Raw genomic sequence first — 18,393 nt, forward strand, 5'->3', positions numbered from 1 at the left:
TTTTTTGTTGATCAAAAACCTCTAATTAGTTTCTGCCTCCCATGGCGGTTAGCATACCACCGTACACACCGTTCAATGAAGAAAGGTTGGTGGCCAAAGATTGCATTTGCTCTTTCAACGCTCCTGCGTTCTGTACTACTTCCTCGTTAATGGAAGCTTGTCTGCTAGCGCTTTCCAATTGTACTTTGTACAAGCTGTTCAAAGATTCCATTTGGGCTGCAGCGTGGGACAATTCCTCAGAGTATTTCTTAGTGTGCTGAATTGCATCTGTAGTAGGAGTGATATTCTTGGCGGCACCTTCAAAACTCTTGATACTTTCTCCCAAATTGGCAAATAGCTCGGAATCGATTTTTGCTTCTTTAAGCAAGTTGTCCAATTTCTTGGAAAGCAATCCTTCCGCTTCTTGGGCATCTTTTGCCTCTTGCTTTCTTTTGGCATCCGCTTGACCTCCAGACAATTCTGGATATACCAAAGACCAATCGTATTCGTCATCTACCGGTTCAAATGCAGAGATAGCGAAGATCAATGCTTCCGTAATAAGTCCAACTGCCAAAAGAAGAGATCCTCCCAGTTTCATGAAACCAAGGTCTACCTCCCAGTGAAGGATTTTGAACAATGCACCAATGATTACCACTGACGCTCCAAGCCCGTAGGCCATGTTAAACAGCTTTTTTGTTGATTTTGACTGTGCCATAATTCTAGTTTTAATTAAGTGTTATATAAATAAGTATTTGGTTACTACTGTTACTTGTTATTTATATAATGTTCTCCTCGTTGTTGTTGTATTAAAGTCCGCTTCTGCTTCCGTTCGTGGAATCCTCCTCGCCCATGTAATCCTGAACGGTTCTGAAACCAATGTAGCTTCTTGCAGAGTCTTGGTATTCGTAATCCCTTGTACTTACCTGCAGGAAGTAAGCAACGTCTTTCCATGAACCTCCTCGGATCACTTTACGTTTGTTGTCCTGTGAACCAATGTTTGGGTTCATAGTGGAAAGGTATTCGTACGCTCCTGGGTCAAAGCTGGAGTTCGTCCATTCGGAAACGTTACCGGCCATGTTGTACAAGTTGTAATCGTTTGGTTCAAATGATTTGGCCTCTACGGTATACAGTGCTGCATCGGCGGCGTAATCTCCACGCTGTGGCTTAAAGTTGGCCATAAAACAACCTGTATCACTGATCACATATGGACCACCCCATGGGTAAGTACCTCCTTCAATACCACCTCTGGCGGCGTATTCCCACTCAGCTTCGGTGGGCAACCTAAATTGGTTGACAAATTGCTTTCCACGACTTTTTTGATCGTCGTTCTTGAATTTGGTTCTCCAGTTACAGAACGCTTTAGCCTGCATCCAGTTTACTCCTACGACAGGATAATCACTGTACGCATCGTGCCAGAAGTAATCGTTGTGCATAGGTTCGTTGTAACTGTATTCAAAATCACGAATCCATACGGTGGTATCTGGATAAATTTCAATTTCTTCTTGCTTGATGAAGTCTTTTCTACTTCCAGATCGCGCTCTGGCCGCAGCTTCGATATCCATCCAGTTGTATTTGTATTTGATTTTGGTAACGTCGATGCTTCGCAACCCATTGTAGCTTTCCTCTTCGGGAAGGTACATGGAATCCATAACCTCAGCGTAGTACTCATCAGGATATTCTGAGGTATCCCAAACTAAGTCCACATCTTTGTTCAGCGCCCTGCCTTCGTATCCAGTTGCCCCAAGGCCGGCGTAGTTGTCAAGCATGTACTTGTCGTAAACCGAAAGTTCGGTGGTGTCCGTATCCTTAAAAGCATACTCACCGATGCCCTCGTCCTCGGGCCCAATACCCAACTCATCGGCCAAAATGGCCAATCGTGTTCTTACGATGGAATCCTTGACCCACTCCACGAACTGACGGTACTCACTGTTGGTGATTTCCGTATCGTCCATATAAAAGGAACGAACGGTTACCGTTCTTGTGGGGGCGTTCAAAACTTTGGCCTGATCCTCTTCGGCTTTACCCATCACAAAGGCGCCCCTGGGAATCAATTCCATTCCATAAGGTTTTTCCGGGTGCCATTTTTTACCACTGACCCCTACGAGTTCACCTTTGGACCTTGATTTAGAGCCGCAACTGGTAAGCAAAAAAACAAGTGCTATAGATGAAAAGAATAGCTTTCTCATACTTTAGGTTAAATTGTTCGATTCAAGATTTAAATAACTGTGGCTACACAGATTCATTATTCTCAAAACTGATTTTTAAATGAATTATTGTGTAAAAACAATTAATGATCAAAAAATTAATTTATTTAGTTCAAGCCTTTTCTGTAGGCTTTGAACCACCTTTCGGGGATGATCTGGTTGCAAGCATCCAAATAGTCCTCTTCGGTGCATGGTAATAACGCCACCGAATTTGTTTTAGTATGCTCTGCTAAAATTGTTGGTACCTCTACCCACCATCTTTCTGTGACATGGCTTTTGAAGAAGATCAATTCCTCCGTGTCCGTGGGTACGGTAAACTTTGTGAAGTCTTCGCTCTTTGAGCTGGGGTATTCCTTTATCCTGAAACTAAGCCCCTCTACAAAATACCAAATGATCTGGGCAATCATCTGGAATGCCTGATGCGAGTTTTCCCCTTCGTAAATACCAAATAGGGAAACCTTATCGCTAATGCCGGCATATCGCGCTATCGCACATATCTCCCGCCCGGTGAATCCGTTGGGGGAATAGTTACGGGTCATTCCCATTTCGCTGGCACGAATGGCCCGAAGGTCCAAACTTACGATGTCGCTGCTACGCAAAACGGGTTCCGCCAATTCAATGTTGGCCGCAATTTCACCCAATCGATAGGCATCAAAAAAGAGACGCTCCATCAAGTCCTTTTCTTCTTGGGCATTAAAATAACTCTGATACCCAATGTTGGAAAAGTTAAAAAGATTGTTGGGCTTATCAGTGATGATCTTGCTCATGTAAGAATGTGATGAAATGAGCTCATCGTCCTCACCAAAATCAAAACGGCTGTCGATGGATACCAAATTGACCATCTTCTTTATGTTATCAAAAGCCCGGTAGGTAGGGAAAGTGATGTCTTGGGTGAGTCCTAATACTATAGGTATGATATTCTCTTCCAGTAGACCGGCCACGATTTCCTTTACCACAAAATAGGTGTCTTCGACCGTATCGCCTTCCTCCACATCGCCAATATCGATGATGGTAGAGTTCCAATTGCCCATCATTAAGCGGTACAATTGGATACGGACTTCATCCAGATCCAGTTTTTCCGGTTTTTTTTCAAAAGCGTTCCTCGATTCCAATACGCCAAAAATGGCTACATCGGCATGGGCAAATACCGGAAGCCCATCCTTTTCCGTATGCATGTGGACGTTTTTGCCCACTGCTTGTTCTGGCAATAATTCACAATGTGCCAATACCTTGTCCTTGACCGGAACCAGAAAATCGAATGCCATACTTATTTCTTCGCTTTTGTCTTGGCTTTTTTCTTTGGTGCTTTTTTATCCAATAGGGCCTGTGCGTCCTCCAAAGTTATTTTTGTGGCATCCACATCTTTTGAGAGCTCCACCTTTACCCTACCTTTTATAATATTATGACGCCCCCAGCGGGCTTTTTCAATCCTGATTTTTTCTTCGGGCCATTCCTGAACAACCTTTTCAGCTTCTTTCTTCTTTTTGGCCTCAATCAATTCAACAATATCATCGTTGGATAGATTATCGAAATCATATTTCTTGTTCACGTTAATGAACATTCCGTCCCATTTGATGAACGGTCCGAATCTGCCTTTACCTTTGGTAACCTCCTTGCCCTCATAGCTGGCAATGGGTGCATCTGCTTTTTGTTTTTCCTTGATCAGTTCAATGGCGCGTTCCATGTCCACATCAAAAGCACTTTCTCCCTGTGCCAATGAGATGAACTTTTTACCAAACCTTACATACGGACCGTAACGCCCCACATTGGCCTCTACTTCCTCGCCCTCGTAAACTCCTAACTTACGTGGCAAATCAAAAAGCGTCATGGCCTCGTCAAAAGTAATGGTACCTATCGACTGATCGGGCAACAAACTGGCAAATTCCGGTTTTTCCTCGTCATCCACCGTACCGATTTGCACCATGGGACCAAAACGTCCCAAGCGCACTGAAACCTGTCTGCCCGATTTGGGGTCGGTTCCCAAAACACGTTCCCCACTTGCACGTTCTGCATTTTCTTCGACTTCAAGCACGTTCGGATGAAAATCTTTATAAAAATTCTTCATCATTTCTTGCCAATCTTCTTCGCCCGAAGCAATTTCATCAAAATCTTCTTCTACCTGAGCCGTAAAATTATAGTCGAGGATTTGGTTAAAGTGTGTGACCAAAAAGTCGTTCACTATCATCCCTATGTCAGTGGGCACGATCTTTCCTTTTTCAGAACCTACCATTTCGGTAAGTGTGCTAGCTTTTATTTTTTCGTTCTCCAGCACCAGTTCCGCATACTTTCTTTCGGTACCTTCAACCGTTCCTTTTTCCACATAGCCCCTATTTTGTATGGTAGATATGGTAGGGGCGTAAGTTGATGGTCGACCGATACCCAGTTCCTCCAATTTTTTCACCAAAGAAGCTTCGGAGTAGCGGTATGGTGGACGGGTAAAACGTTCGGTAGCTGAAATAAATACATTTTGAAGTGGTTCCCCCACTTTCATTGCGGGCAACATACCATCCTGTTCCTCGCCCTCATCATCATCAATTCCTTCCAGGTACACTTTAAGGAATCCATCGAATTTGACTACTTCCCCGTTGGCCGTGAATTCTTCGCCATGGGTGCTTGCCTTAATTTTGACATTGGTCCGTTCCAATTGGGCATCGCTCATTTGGGAAGCAAGTGTCCGTTTCCAAATCAATTCATACAACTTGGCCTGATCTCGCTCCAATTGTGGCGACTGCAATTTCATATCGGTGGGCCGAATGGCTTCGTGTGCCTCTTGTGCTCCTTTGGATTTGCCCGTAAAATTTCGGGTCTGACAATATTTTTGGCCGTAATTCTCCAAGATGGCTTCCTTGGCGGCGGCCAACGCTTCATTGGACAAATTAACACTGTCCGTTCTCATGTAGGTAATCAAACCTGCCTCGTACAAACGCTGTGCTACTTGCATAGTGCGACTCACAGAAAAGTAAAGCTTTCTGGATGCTTCCTGCTGTAAGGTAGACGTGGTAAAAGGTGCTGCCGGGGATTTTTTAGCGGGCTTTTTGGCCAAATCGGAAACTGAAAAATCAGCTCCAATGTTTTCCTTTAGAAATTTTTCCGCAGCTTCCTTTGTAGGGAACGTGGTGTTCAACTTGGCTCCGAAGGTACTTCCGCCATCCGTTTTAAACTCGGCCTTAATACGAAATGATGCCTCCGGGGTGAAGCTTTCAATCTCACGCTCACGCTCCACGATCAAGCGTACGGCTACCGATTGTACCCGGCCTGCCGAAAGTCCTGGTTTTATTTTTTTCCAAAGTACAGGGGAAAGTTCATACCCCACCAAACGATCCAGCACCCTTCGGGCCTGCTGCGCGTTGACCAAATTGTAGTTGATGTCCCTTGGGTTTTCAATCGCCTTTTGTATGGCGGATTTTGTAATGGAGTTGAAAACAATCCGCTTGGTCTTGTTCTTATCGAGTCCCAGCTCTTCTGCCAAATGCCAAGAAATGGCTTCTCCCTCACGATCTTCATCACTGGCCAGCCAAATGGTTTCCGCTTTTTTAGCCAGATCCTTGAGTTTTTTTACAAGGGCCTTTTTTTCCTTGTCAACGGTATATTTTGGCTTAAAATCATTTTCTACATCAACGCCCAACTCCTTGGAAGGAAGATCGGCAATATGTCCAAAACTCGACTCTACTTGAAATTCTTTTCCGAGAAATCTTTCAATGGTCTTCGCTTTGGCGGGAGACTCTACAATAACTAAATTCTTTGGCATGCACTGGTTTTTGTCTCAACAAAAGTATATTAAAATTTATACATCAGCATTTTCCATTTTTCTTTTGCCCCTAAAATCATCAAAAAACAAGAGCTCTTTTTATCAAAGTCTCATTAATTCCACTGGCTTTGATCAGGCTGGTTAAAATAATTGTTATTTTTAGGGAGACTAACTCAATAACTTCACTACAATGACCAACCGTTTTTTGACCATAGTACTTGCACTACTATGTTTTAACCTCTCAAACGCACAGCGAAAAAAGAACAAAATAAATGACCCACAATTCAAAGAAACCCTGTACAATGGCATGGAATGGAGGATGGTGGGACCCCATAGGGGAGGACGTGCAGGAACCGTAACAGGTGTAATCAACGACCCCAATCTATATTATATGGGCACCGCAGGTGGTGGTGTTTGGAAAACTACGGATGCCGGTAATTCATGGGAATGTATTTCCGATGGCTATTTTGGCGGCTCCATCGGTGCGGTTGCCGTGTCCGAATCCGACCCTAACATTATATATGTAGGTGAGGGCGAGCAGACCCTTCGGGGGAATGTTTCATCGGGCAAGGGACTTTGGAAAAGTATGGATGCAGGTGAGACTTGGGAATTCATCGGCTTGAAAGATTCCGAACACATCGCCCGAATCCGCATCCATCCCACAAATCCAGACCTTGTTTACGTGGCGGCCATAGGTAATCTGTGGAAACCCAATGAGACCCGAGGCGTTTTCCGTTCTACCGATGGAGGGAAGAACTGGGAAAAAATACTGTATATCAGTGACAAGGCAGGTGCTGGAGACCTTATAATGGATCCCAACAACAGCAGAATTCTATATGCCGCAACTTGGGAGATGAAACGTAATGGCTACCGAATGGATAGTGGAGGCCCAGACAGTAGAATGTTTAAAAGCACAGATGGGGGCGACACATGGACCGACATCTCCGAACATTCTGGACTTCCTGGCTTTCCTTGGGGAATCGTAGGGATTGCAGTTTCACCTTTGGATTCGGATAGGGTTTTTGCCATTATCGAAGCCGAGGATGGTGGAGTTTTTCGCTCCGATGATGCCGGCGCCACTTGGAAGAAAGTGAACGAGAACCGAGGACTCAGGCAGCGGGCCTGGTATTATAGCCGCATCTATGCCGACACCCAAAATGTGGACAAGGTATGGGTAATGAACGTGAGCTATGGGGTATCAACGGATGGCGGTAATACCTTCACCCTTAAAAATGCACCCCATGGAGACCATCATGACCTTTGGATCGACCCCAACAACAATCAAAGGATGATCATTGCCGATGATGGCGGCGCCCAAATTTCAAACGACGGCGGAAACAACTGGACCACCTATTTCAACCAGCCCACCATGCAGTTTTATCGGGTGACCACCGATAGTATTTTTCCCTATCGTATTTATGGAGCGCAACAGGACAATACCGCTTTGCGCATTTTTCACCGTTCTTCGGGATCGTCAATTACCGAAGCCGATTGGGAACCTACCGCAGGAGGCGAAAGTGCACACTTGGCACCAGACCCCAAAAACAATCAATTGGTCTACGGCGGTACCTACAAAGGGTATATGAACCGTTTGGACCACACTACCGGACAGACCATCTCTACCAATATTTGGCCCGACAACCCAGCTGGTTCCGGCGCAGAGGTGATGAAATACCGTTTCAATTGGAACTACCCCTTAACATTTAGCCGTCACGACCCCAACGTCCTATACGCTGGTTCCAATTATTTGCATGCCACCACAGATGGTGGGCAATCTTGGAAAACCATTTCCCCAGAATTGGCAAGGGGCATTCCAGAGACCATTATGTCATCAGGTGGACCCATCACCCAAGACAATACAGGAGCCGAGTTTTATTCCAACGTTTTTGTAATCACGGAATCCATCTTGGAGAAAGGAGTGATTTGGACCGGTAGTGACGATGGATTGATCCATGTAACCCGAGACAACGGAGTTACTTGGGAAAATGTGACCCCTCCCGAATCCATGTCTCCCAAACTGAATATGATCAATTCCATTGATGCCAGCCCATTTGATCCTGGCACCGTATACGTTGCTGCAACATCCTATAAGTTTGGGGATTATACTCCTTACCTGTACAAAACGAATGATTATGGCAAAACATGGAAGTTGATCACCAATGGCATCAAGGATAATTATTACACCCGTGTTGTTCGTGCAGATAAGGTTCGTGAAGGCTTGTTGTATGCAGGCACCGAATGGGGCATGTACATTTCGTTTGATGATGGGGAAAATTGGACTCCTTTCCAACTGAATTTGCCCATCACTTCCATTCGAGATCTTCATGTAAGGGACAACGATTTGATTGCCGCGACCCACGGAAGAAGTTTTTGGATGATCGATGACCTCACACCACTCCATCAATTGTCCAATGCGGTGGCCAATAGCGATTTTTACCTGTACAAGCCGGATATGGCCTACAGAATGCACCAAGACCGAGCATGGGGGGAGCCCGACACCAAATTGGTGGGTGAAAACCATCCAGACGGGGCCATCATCAATTATTACCTGAAAACCCTCAAGGAAACGGATACAGTGACCATGGAAATCCTGGAAATGGACGGTAGTGTGATCCAACGTTTTTCCAACCATGCAAAACCTGATAGATTGGATCCCACCTCAACGCAAAAACTGGAGGTATCCGAAGGAGGTAACCGATTTATTTGGAACATGAGATACCCAGGCTACCAAGAATTCAAGGGAATGGTGTTTTATTCCTCGCCCAACATTGGACCCAAGGCCGTTCCTGGCAACTACAAGGCCAGGCTCACCGTAAGCGGTAATGCCATGGAACAGACCTTTAACATTGTCAAGGACCCAAGGGTAGCCCTAAGCCAAAACGACTTTCAAGAACAGTTCGACTTTGTGATGAAGGTTCGCGATCAAGTAAGTCGCGCCAATAAGGCCATCATTAATATTAGGAACATCAAAAAGGATTTGGAGTACCTCAAGGAAAAAACAGCGGATAATCCTGAAATCCAGAACATGGCCAAGGATTTTGAAACGGCACTTTCCGTTATTGAAAACAATATCCACATGACCAAGAATCAGAGTAGGCAAGACCCATTGAACTATGGTATCCGAATCAACAACAGATTGGCCTTTTTAATGGTTGATTCCCAACGCGGGGACCAGAGGCCTACCAAACAGGCTCAGGAGTTCTTTGTGGAGGTCACTAAGGAGTTGGACAAGGAAATCAACGACCTGAATGCCTTGGTACAAAAACAAGCCACTTTGATCAATCAAAAAGTAGATGAAAATCAAATTAAAATGATTTCCACCCAGTAGAAATTCTAGCTAACCTAAAAGAAAGCGCCCTGTTGAGGGCGCTTTTTTTTATTAAAAGTCATTACACATCCATAGAAATGCCCACAGCATCCTTGTGGATAAAATAAATGGGAATCTTACTGAACATAGCGGTAAACAGCACCCCAACAAAGCACAAAACAACCCCAAGCTGGGACACCAGTCCAGCCACAAGAACCAGCAAGAATATCATGAGCCAATTCTTGTTGCCCAATGCAAATGATACCTTCACGATCTCAAGGGCAGAAAGTTCCCTGTTGAAGGCAAAAAAAGCAGGAAACAAGGACATGGGGACCACTAAATAAATGATACCCAAACCACAAGCGAGGATACCCAGAAAAGACAGGCCTATCATGATCAACGATACGATCAATGCCTTGGTCAAATACTCCTTTTTGAAGTAATAAAAGTAGTCGTCCCTACCAGATTCATTAAGGTCGTATTTTCTGCAAATGCGCAAAAAAGCAGCGTTTAGGCAAATTGCCACAGTCATAACGCCAACCATAAAAAAAGGCATGATCACGCTCATTAAGCCGGCAAAAACAGGAGGCATCCCTTGGTGCTCAAACACATCGGGGTCGCTGATACCCATGGCGATTATGGGCAAATAAATCAATAAATAAAAAGGAATAATGCTTACAAAGGTCAACACCACAGTGACAAACCCTTGTAGCCACACTTTTTGGAAGAGTTCCACGGAACTGTTGAAAACAGTACCAAACTCCACAGGGGCACTTTGCTTGATTCTTTCTGAAAGATGAGTGAAATTCATTGCAGTATAGGTTATGTTTTGCGCCTGAAGGTAAGACTAACACAGGATTCTACAATATAATCTTAAAAATTACTGCCAAATTGTCACTAAACTGTAATAACCATTATCTTTGCACCCCATTGAACCATTTATGATCGAGGAAAACAACGTGGAAAAAATAATAGACGAAAGCCAGCAAGGAACTGCCCTATCGTTGGGAAATAATCAAAACAACGGCCGAAAGCTTTACATAGAAAGCTATGGCTGCCAGATGAACTTTTCCGATAGTGAAATCGTGGCGTCCATTTTGGCCAAGGAAGGTTTCAATACTACCCAAAACTTGGACGATGCCGATTTGGTTTTGGTGAATACCTGTTCCATTAGGGAAAAAGCGGAACAAACGGTCCGCAAACGCTTGGAGAAGTTCAACGCGGTAAAACGTACCAAACCCCATATGAAAGTTGGGGTATTGGGTTGTATGGCCGAGCGTTTGAAGAGTAAGTTTTTGGAAGAGGAAAAAATTGTGGACATGGTAGTGGGCCCAGATGCTTACAAGGACCTGCCCAACCTGATACAAGAAATTGACGAAGGCAGAAATGCGGTAAACGTCATTCTTTCCAAAGAAGAAACCTATGGCGACGTAGCTCCAGTGCGACTGAACACTAATGGGGTATCCGCCTTTGTATCCATAACCCGTGGATGCGACAATATGTGCACCTTCTGTGTGGTTCCCTTTACCCGCGGCAGGGAGCGTAGCCGAGACCCTCAGTCCATTTTGGAAGAAGTGAACGATCTTTGGGAAAAGGGATTCAAGGAAATTACCCTTTTGGGCCAAAACGTGGACAGTTACCTTTGGTATGGCGGTGGGTTGAAAAAGGATTTTGATAAAGCATCCGATATCCAAAAAGCTACTTCGGTGAACTTTGCCAAACTCTTGGAACTTGTAGCACAAGCACAGCCCAAAATGCGCATCCGGTTCTCCACATCCAATCCTCAAGACATGACCTTGGACGTTATAGAAACCATGGCGAAATACGAAAACATCTGTAAATACATCCATCTTCCTGTGCAAAGTGGAAGCAATCGCATTCTAAAAGCGATGAATCGTTTGCACACCCGTGAAGAGTACTTTGAGTTGATAGACAACATCAAGAGAATCATACCGGATTGTGCCATTAGCCAGGATATGATCACCGGCTTCCCCACCGAAACCGAGGAAGACCATCAAGACACGTTGAGCTTAATGGAATATGTGAAATATGATTTTGGATTTATGTTCGCCTATTCCGAGCGCCCGGGAACCTTGGCCGAACGGAAAATGGACGATGACGTACCCGAAGCCACCAAGAAAAGGAGGTTGACGGAAATCATCGAATTGCAACAAAAGCACAGTCATTATCGCACCCAACAACATGTCGGAAAAATAGAGGAAATCCTGATTGAGGGAACCTCCAAAAAATCGGATGCCCACTGGATGGGACGAAATTCCCAGAACACCGTCGCAGTGTTTCCAAAGGAACATTACAAGGTTGGGGATTTTGTAAACGTCAAAATCAACGAATGCACTTCTGCCACCTTGATTGGGGAAGCGGTGGGGTATTCAGAAAACAATTAGTAACCTTTTGCATTGGGTACGGAAGCTGAACGTTCATCTGCCAAACGGATGGATATCCAAAGCACAATGCTGAACCAAAAAAAGATTCCTGCCTTCGCAGAAACAAAAATATATGGAAAGTGTACAATCCATAAAACAACGGTTCGAGCTTATCGGGAACGATGTAAAGCTCAATCGCGCCATTGAAAAGGCAATACAGGTGGCCCCGACCGATATTTCGGTATTGGTAACGGGTGAAAGTGGTGTGGGAAAGGAATCCATTCCCAAGATTATCCATTCCCTCTCCCACCGCAAGCATGCCAAATATATTGCGGTAAACTGTGGAGCCATTCCCGAGGGAACCATTGACAGTGAACTCTTTGGGCACGAAAAAGGTGCGTTTACAGGAGCCACACAAACCCGTAGCGGTTATTTTGAGGTAGCCGATGGGGGAACCATATTTTTGGACGAGGTAGGCGAATTGCCGCTGACCACCCAAGTGCGATTGTTGCGTGTGCTGGAAAATGGGGAGTTTTTGAAAGTGGGTTCCTCGCAGGTACAAAAAACCAATGTACGCATTGTGGCTGCCACCAACATCAATATGTTTGAGGCAATTGAAAAGGAAAAGTTTAGGGAAGACCTATATTATAGGTTGAGTACAGTAGAAATCAATCTACCACCGCTGCGTGATCGTCGTGATGACATCCATTTGTTGTTCCGAAAATTCGCCTCCGATTTTGGTCAAAAATATAAAATGCCGACTATCCGATTGGAGGACGATGCCGTGGAGCTTCTCCTAAAATATCGCTGGCCAGGTAACATCCGTCAGCTGAGAAACATTGCGGAGCAGGTTTCTGTTTTGGAAGAAAACCGAAACATTTCGGCAGCCACCCTCAATAGTTATCTGCCCAACTCCAGCAAATCCAATTTACCGGCAGTAATCGGACAAGCCAAAAAGGAAAGCGACTTTAGCAACGAGCGTGAAATTTTATATAAGGTGCTCTTTGATATGAAGAGCGACCTCAATGATCTAAAAAAACTCACCTTGGAGCTTTTGAAAGACAACGACTCCAATAAGGTACAACGGGAAAATGAAGGTTTAATCCGAAAAATTTACGGGAATCAAGAAGAGGAGGATATAGAACACGAAGAAAGTTCCGCTGCCGAACTGCTGCACCTCCCCGAGCCAGTGGTGGAAGCCGCACCTACCCATTCCATGCAACAACCTCCAGAGGACAGATACCATTTTGCCGAGGAAATTGAAGAGGAAGAAACCCTATCTTTACAGGAAAAAGAAATCGAATTGATTAAAAAATCGTTGGAGCGCAACAAAGGAAAACGAAAAGCAGCCGCAGCAGAACTTGGTATCTCCGAACGGACACTTTATCGAAAAATAAAACAGTACGATCTTTAATTTGAAGTCAAGGTTAAAATGAATACAATCAGAAAAAATATACTAAAGTCGGGACTGTTGGGATTTGTTTTCCTCCTACAGGGCTGTGGTGCCTACAACTTTTCGGGAGCCGATATTGGGACAGCGGAGAGCTTTCAGGTGAACTTTTTTCAAAATTATGCCGACCAAACCCCAGGATCGATTATCGTTCCCGGATTGGACCGTGATTTTACCTTAGCCCTTCAGGATTTGATCAACGACCTCACCAGCTTATCCCTCACCGGAAGCAACGGTGACCTATTGTACGAAGGTGAGATAGTGGAATACAAAGTCGTTCCCATGACGGCTACAGCCGACCAACGGACTTCACAAAACCGCCTTACCATGAGCGTAAATGTTCGCTTTTATAATACCACCAAAGAAGATGCGGATTTTGAAAAGCGGTTTTCTTTCTTTTATGATTTTGATGCCGCTGCCCCCCTGCCCTCAATACAGGCCGCCGCGCATGAAGAAATTTTTGAACGACTTACCCAGGATATTTTCAACGCATCCTTGGGCAATTGGTAACTAGTATATGAACGTTTCAGATTTTATACATATCCTCCAGAATGCAAACACCATACTCTCGCCAAAACAGACGAGGGAATTGGAGGATATTATTGAGGAATACCCGTATTTTCAGGCTGCTAGGGCACTGCATTTAAAGGGACTCAAAAATCTGGATAGCTACAAGTACAACAATGCCTTAAAGGTAACTGCCGCGCACACTGCGGACCGGGATGTGCTTTTTGATTACATCACTTCCAAGGAATTCATTCAGAACAACATTGCCGATACCATTGCCGGCAGAGGCGCCAAATTGGAAGATCAAGAAGCTGTTTCCGAGGAGATTCAGCCCAACCCCAATGCCACCAGTATGCTTACGGAATCCGAGGAGGCAGCTTTGCCACAAAACTTGGGTGATGCGGAGCAAATCCTCAACCCCGAACTGTTCGAGTCCCGAAAGCCCGAACCTTCTAAGGAAAAGGAAACAGAACACCCAAAGGAAACCGACCTACAACTGGGCAAGCCCTTGCCCTTTACCAAAAGGGAAAAACATTCCTTTACCGAATGGCTTCAATTGACTTCCAAAGGGGAAGAACCCGAGAACAGTCAAGAAGAGGTGATGGAAGAACTGGAACGCAAAAAAAAGTTTGAGCTTTTGGAAAAGTTCATTGCCACCAATCCCAAAATAGTTCCAAAGGAAAACAATCCCAAAGTCAATATAAAGGAGTCCACCAAAATCAACCAAAATGAGTTGATGACAGAGACGTTGGCCAAGGTGTACCTTGAGCAAAAAAAGTACAAAAAAGCCATTCAAGCGTTTAAAATATTGAGTTTGAAATATCCAGAAAAAAGTGGTTTCTTTGCAGATCAAATTCAGGCAGTGAAGAAACTGCAGCAAGAAAAAGATAAGAAATGAGCACGTTTGCAATTTTTTTGGTACTGATTATTATCGTGTGCCTTTTGTTGGTCTTGGTCATTATGGTCCAAAACCCTAAAGGAGGTGGTTTGTCCTCATCTTTTGGAGGAGGAGGCAACCAAGTTGTTGGCGGCGTTAAGAAGACAGGGGACTTTTTGGACAAAAGTACTTGGACCTTGGCCACCTTATTAATCGTTTTGATACTGCTTTCCAACGTTTCCCTAAAAGGAAACTACAGTCAAGCAGATTCCAAACTACTTCAAGGCGACGATACCGAAATACCAGAAACGGTTCCAGAGGAAGTACCTGAACAACTTCCACCGGCCGACACGACTAGTCCAGTGGACACCATTGGATAGTTCACAATGACAAAGCATAGAAAAATGCCAGCTTGAAATGACAAGCTGGCATTTTTGTTTTCCAGAATGTCAGTTTTCGTGCATTGGCACAATTTCTGTCATTTTACTTGAAGAATTTTTAAAACAAACATCTAAATCATTTAAAATATGGCTAAAGTAAATATCAAACCATTGGCAGACAGGGTGCTGATCGAGCCGCTACAGGCCGAGACCAAAACTGCCTCCGGTATCATCATCCCGGACAACGCTAAGGAGAAACCACAAAAAGGAACTGTTGTAGCTGTTGGACCTGGAACAAAGGACGAAAAAGTTACCGTCAAAGTAGGTGATACCGTTCTATATGGAAAATATGCCGGTACCGAGCTCAAGTTCGATGGCACCGACTATTTGATGATGCGCGAAAGCGATATTTTGGCAATAGTCTAACTACATGTCATTCCCGCAAAAGCGGGAATCCATCCAATTATTAAAGAAGTTTAACTAATAGATTCCTGTCTAAGTTTATGCTGAGCATAGCCGAAGAACAGGAATGACAAAACAAGAATCAAAAATGGCAAAAGATATTAAGTTTGACATCGATGCACGTGACGGACTGAAGCGAGGCGTTGACAAATTGGCCGAGGCCGTAAAGGTGACCTTGGGACCAAAAGGTAGAAACGTAATCATCAGCAAGTCCTTTGGAGCGCCACAAGTAACCAAAGATGGTGTTTCCGTTGCAAAAGAAATCGAATTGGAGGACGCCCTTGAAGATATGGGTGCCCAAATGGTGAAGGAAGTTGCTTCCAAAACCAACGATCAAGCCGGTGACGGTACTACTACAGCGACCGTATTGGCCCAGGCCATCGTGAAAGAAGGTCTTAAAAACGTGGCCGCAGGTGCCAATCCAATGGATCTTAAACGTGGAATCGACAAAGCCGTTGAGGCTTTGGTAGCCGATTTGGAAAAACAAGCCAAAAAAGTAGGTAACGACTCTGACAAAATCAAGCAGGTTGCCTCTATCTCTGCCAACAACGACGACGCCATTGGTGACTTGATCGCCAAAGCATTCACAAAAGTTGGAAAAGAAGGGGTAATCACTGTGGAAGAAGCCAAAGGTACCGACACTTACGTTGATGTAGTGGAAGGTATGCAATTTGACCGAGGATACCTTTCTCCTTACTTTGTTACCGACACCGACAAAATGATTGCCGATTTGGAGAACCCATACATTCTTCTTTTCGACAAGAAAATCTCCAATCTTCAGGAAATCCTTCCTATTCTTGAGCCTGTAGCGCAATCTGGAAGACCGCTTTTGATCATTGCCGAAGACGTGGAAGGCCAAGCCCTTGCAACTTTGGTAGTGAACAAATTGAGAGGTGGACTTAAGATCGCCGCAGTAAAAGCACCTGGTTTTGGTGACAGAAGAAAGGCCATGTTGGAAGACATCGCCATCCTGACAGGAGGTACCGTAATCTCCGAAGAAAGAGGATTCTCTTTGGAAAATGCTTCTTTGGATATGTTGGGTACCGCTGAAACTGTAACCATTGATAAGGACAACACCACAATCGTGAACGGTAGCGGAAATGCTTCCGACATCAAAGCGAGAGTGAACCAAATCAAAGCTCAAATTGAGACAACCACTTCCGATTACGACAAGGAAAAACTTCAAGAGCGTTTGGCCAAATTGGCCGGTGGTGTTGCCGTACTTTATGTAGGCGCAGCCTCCGAAGTGGAAATGAAAGAGAAGAAAGACCGTGTGGACGATGCCCTGCATGCAACCCGTGCAGCCGTTGAGGAAGGTATTGTTGCCGGTGGTGGTGTTGCCTTGGTAAGAGCCAAAAAAATGCTTGAAAAATTGGCAACCGAATCATTGGACGAGACCACAGGTGTACAAATCGTGGCCAAAGCCATCGAATCTCCATTGCGTACCATTGTGGAGAATGCTGGTGGTGAAGGTTCCGTGGTTATCGCCAAAGTATTGGAAGGCAAAAAAGACTTTGGTTACGATGCCAAATCCGATCAATATGTGGACATGCTTAAAACTGGAATCATCGATCCCAAGAAAGTGACACGTATTGCTTTGGAAAACGCTGCATCCGTAGCTGGAATGATCTTGACCACCGAGTGTGCGTTGACCGATATTAAGGAAGATGCCCCAGCCATGCCTCCAATGGGCGGCGGTGGAATGCCAGGCATGATGTAATAAACAATCTTATTCGGATTAAAAATAGGAACGCCCCGATTTGCATCGGGGCGTTTTCTTTTTTGTTCTGTTATAAGGTCCTTTGTGAGAACCAAAACCAAGTTACTTCTTTTTTCCAGTAGCTTGGGCAGTCTTCTTCAATACAGGCTTTACAGCTTTAGCAGGAGAAGACTTTCCGTTTGACTTTGTTTGTTTCATCAGTCAATAAATTAAAAACTGATGTAAATGTATTTCAGAATTGAATCCGTAAATCGTATTTGGCTAAAAATTAACCAAAACAACGAATACTACCCCATCTGAAACAGCATGATGAGTGCCATCACCAACATGATGGCATTCTCAATAAAGGTAGCCTCTGTCATGGGGAGGTTCAAAGCGGTTCCCAAACAGGCGCATCGGATGCTTTTTTTGTCCAACAACGATTTGGTCACCCCATAGGTAGTTATCCCCAAAATGACCAAGGTCACTATCAATGCCAACTGAATCTGGAAGCGCATCAAAAAAAGTAGGCCCAAAGCCAGTTCTATAAATGGGTAGACCTTACCATAGAACGGCACAGCCTTTGCCAAAGGGTCGTACATTCTAAAACTTTCGGGAAAGCCCTTAAGGTCCAACAACTTAAAAAAGCTGAAAACGATATAAAAAAGCCCCATAAAATCCAGCATGGCATTGGTGGTGCTCCAGTTTTTATAGTTGAGCAAGAATGCGGCAACGAACAAGTAACCAAATATCAGGAACAATGGCTTTAATTGATCCCATTTCGATTCTTCGGCAGGCATACTGTTGGAAACCGTATGGTCTTCCTTAAAAGAAATACCATATTTCTGGGACAATGCATCTTTTAAATGTTGCAAGGGCACATGCTGCTCCATGACAATGCTGGCTTTGGCATTTTCCAAATCCACATCCACCTTCTGCACACCCGAGACCTTGGAAAGCTGTTCCTCGACCGATGCAGCGCAACCACTACAGGTCATTCCCGTTATGGAATAGGTGTGTTCCATTAGTCGTTATCCTTTTTATGGGAATTGCTATCATCCGAATTGTCTTCCCTATACTTGCAACAGGGGTGCACGGCATTGTATGCCTCTTCTGTTGCCTTTAGTTCCTTGGTGTCGTGTCCAACGGCAGCGATAGCAGATTTGATTTGCATGGAATTTGTCTTTCTTTCATCCATGACCAAGGACAATTGATGTGTAGGGATGTCCCAAGAAGCATACTTCACCCCAGCAACTCCCAAAGCCGCCTTTTCGATGCGCATTTTGCACATTTCACATTTACCATCGACTTCAAAAGTCATTTTCTTGTTTTTGTCCTGTGCCATTCCCATCACGGAAACCAGCATAATTGCGATTACTGTTATTCTTTTTATCAT

Annotated in this window: 15 protein-coding genes; 8 read left to right on the top strand and 7 right to left on the bottom strand. The window is 44.5% G+C overall.

The annotated features are described in order from the left end of the window. Positions 1-25: 25 nt before the first annotated feature. The 4 genes from porL to topA all read right to left on the bottom strand — a co-directional run bounded on the left by porL (position 26) and on the right by topA (position 5,931). The gene (gene porL, locus EO130_RS00375; RefSeq protein WP_127139559.1) at positions 26-694 is read right to left on the bottom strand and encodes a type IX secretion system motor protein PorL/GldL; all 669 of its coding nucleotides are present in this window, start codon (positions 692-694) and stop codon (positions 26-28) included. A 91-nt stretch (positions 695-785) separates the two neighbouring features. Then, on the bottom strand, positions 786-2,165 hold the full coding sequence (gene porK, locus EO130_RS00380; RefSeq protein ID WP_127139560.1) for a T9SS ring complex lipoprotein PorK/GldK: 1,380 nt from the start codon (positions 2,163-2,165) through the stop codon (positions 786-788). Between the two features lie 125 nt (positions 2,166-2,290). Then, positions 2,291-3,448 (bottom strand): formimidoylglutamase, encoded by a 1,158-nt coding sequence (locus EO130_RS00385; RefSeq protein WP_127139561.1) that lies wholly within the window; start codon positions 3,446-3,448, stop codon positions 2,291-2,293. A gap of 2 nt (positions 3,449-3,450) precedes the next feature. Continuing rightward, a complete protein-coding gene (gene topA / locus EO130_RS00390; RefSeq protein WP_127139562.1) occupies positions 3,451-5,931 on the bottom strand; it encodes a type I DNA topoisomerase in 2,481 nt (826 codons plus the stop codon). Between the two features lie 190 nt (positions 5,932-6,121). Between topA and EO130_RS00395 the strand changes: the two genes are divergently transcribed. Then, the gene (locus EO130_RS00395; protein WP_127139563.1) at positions 6,122-9,259 is read left to right on the top strand and encodes a WD40/YVTN/BNR-like repeat-containing protein; all 3,138 of its coding nucleotides are present in this window, start codon (positions 6,122-6,124) and stop codon (positions 9,257-9,259) included. Between the two features lie 61 nt (positions 9,260-9,320). Here EO130_RS00395 and EO130_RS00400 read toward each other — a convergent pair whose 3' ends face one another. After that, positions 9,321-10,049, bottom strand: a complete 729-nt coding sequence (locus EO130_RS00400; protein WP_127139564.1) for a hypothetical protein — start codon at positions 10,047-10,049, stop codon at positions 9,321-9,323. Positions 10,050-10,197: 148 nt separating this feature from the next. Here EO130_RS00400 and miaB point away from each other — a divergent pair, with 148 nt between their 5' ends. The 7 genes from miaB (at position 10,198) to groL (ending at position 17,018) form a co-directional block, all read left to right on the top strand. Continuing rightward, the gene (gene miaB / locus EO130_RS00405; RefSeq protein WP_127139690.1) at positions 10,198-11,643 is read left to right on the top strand and encodes a tRNA (N6-isopentenyl adenosine(37)-C2)-methylthiotransferase MiaB; all 1,446 of its coding nucleotides are present in this window, start codon (positions 10,198-10,200) and stop codon (positions 11,641-11,643) included. A 112-nt stretch (positions 11,644-11,755) separates the two neighbouring features. After that, a complete protein-coding gene (locus EO130_RS00410; protein ID WP_127139565.1) occupies positions 11,756-13,036 on the top strand; it encodes a sigma-54 interaction domain-containing protein in 1,281 nt (426 codons plus the stop codon). An 18-nt stretch (positions 13,037-13,054) separates the two neighbouring features. Continuing rightward, a complete protein-coding gene (locus EO130_RS00415) occupies positions 13,055-13,582 on the top strand; it encodes an LptE family protein (protein WP_127139566.1) in 528 nt (175 codons plus the stop codon). Positions 13,583-13,589: 7 nt separating this feature from the next. After that, positions 13,590-14,477 (top strand): hypothetical protein, encoded by an 888-nt coding sequence (locus EO130_RS00420; RefSeq protein ID WP_127139567.1) that lies wholly within the window; start codon positions 13,590-13,592, stop codon positions 14,475-14,477. Then, a complete protein-coding gene (secG, locus tag EO130_RS00425; protein ID WP_127139568.1) occupies positions 14,474-14,836 on the top strand; it encodes a preprotein translocase subunit SecG in 363 nt (120 codons plus the stop codon). The genes EO130_RS00420 and secG overlap by 4 nt, the downstream gene beginning before the upstream one ends. Before the next feature lie 147 nt (positions 14,837-14,983). Continuing rightward, on the top strand, positions 14,984-15,262 hold the full coding sequence (locus EO130_RS00430) for a co-chaperone GroES (RefSeq protein ID WP_014032184.1): 279 nt from the start codon (positions 14,984-14,986) through the stop codon (positions 15,260-15,262). Positions 15,263-15,386: 124 nt separating this feature from the next. Further along, entirely contained in the window at positions 15,387-17,018 is a 1,632-nt protein-coding gene (gene groL, locus EO130_RS00435) for a chaperonin GroEL (RefSeq protein WP_127139569.1), read from the top strand. 287 nt (positions 17,019-17,305) lie between these two features. Here the strand turns inward: groL and EO130_RS00440 are convergent, their stop codons facing one another. Together EO130_RS00440 and EO130_RS00445 are read right to left on the bottom strand one after the other, a co-directional pair. Continuing rightward, on the bottom strand, positions 17,306-18,022 hold the full coding sequence (locus EO130_RS00440; RefSeq protein ID WP_127139570.1) for a heavy-metal-associated domain-containing protein: 717 nt from the start codon (positions 18,020-18,022) through the stop codon (positions 17,306-17,308). Then, complete coding sequence (locus EO130_RS00445) at positions 18,022-18,393, bottom strand: heavy-metal-associated domain-containing protein (protein WP_127139571.1); 372 nt, start codon at positions 18,391-18,393, stop codon at positions 18,022-18,024. Before EO130_RS00445 ends, EO130_RS00440 begins: the two co-directional genes overlap by 1 nt.

Source organism: Flagellimonas marinaquae, from assembly GCF_003992675.1.
GTDB classification, from domain to species: Bacteria; Bacteroidota; Bacteroidia; order Flavobacteriales; family Flavobacteriaceae; genus Flagellimonas; species Flagellimonas marinaquae.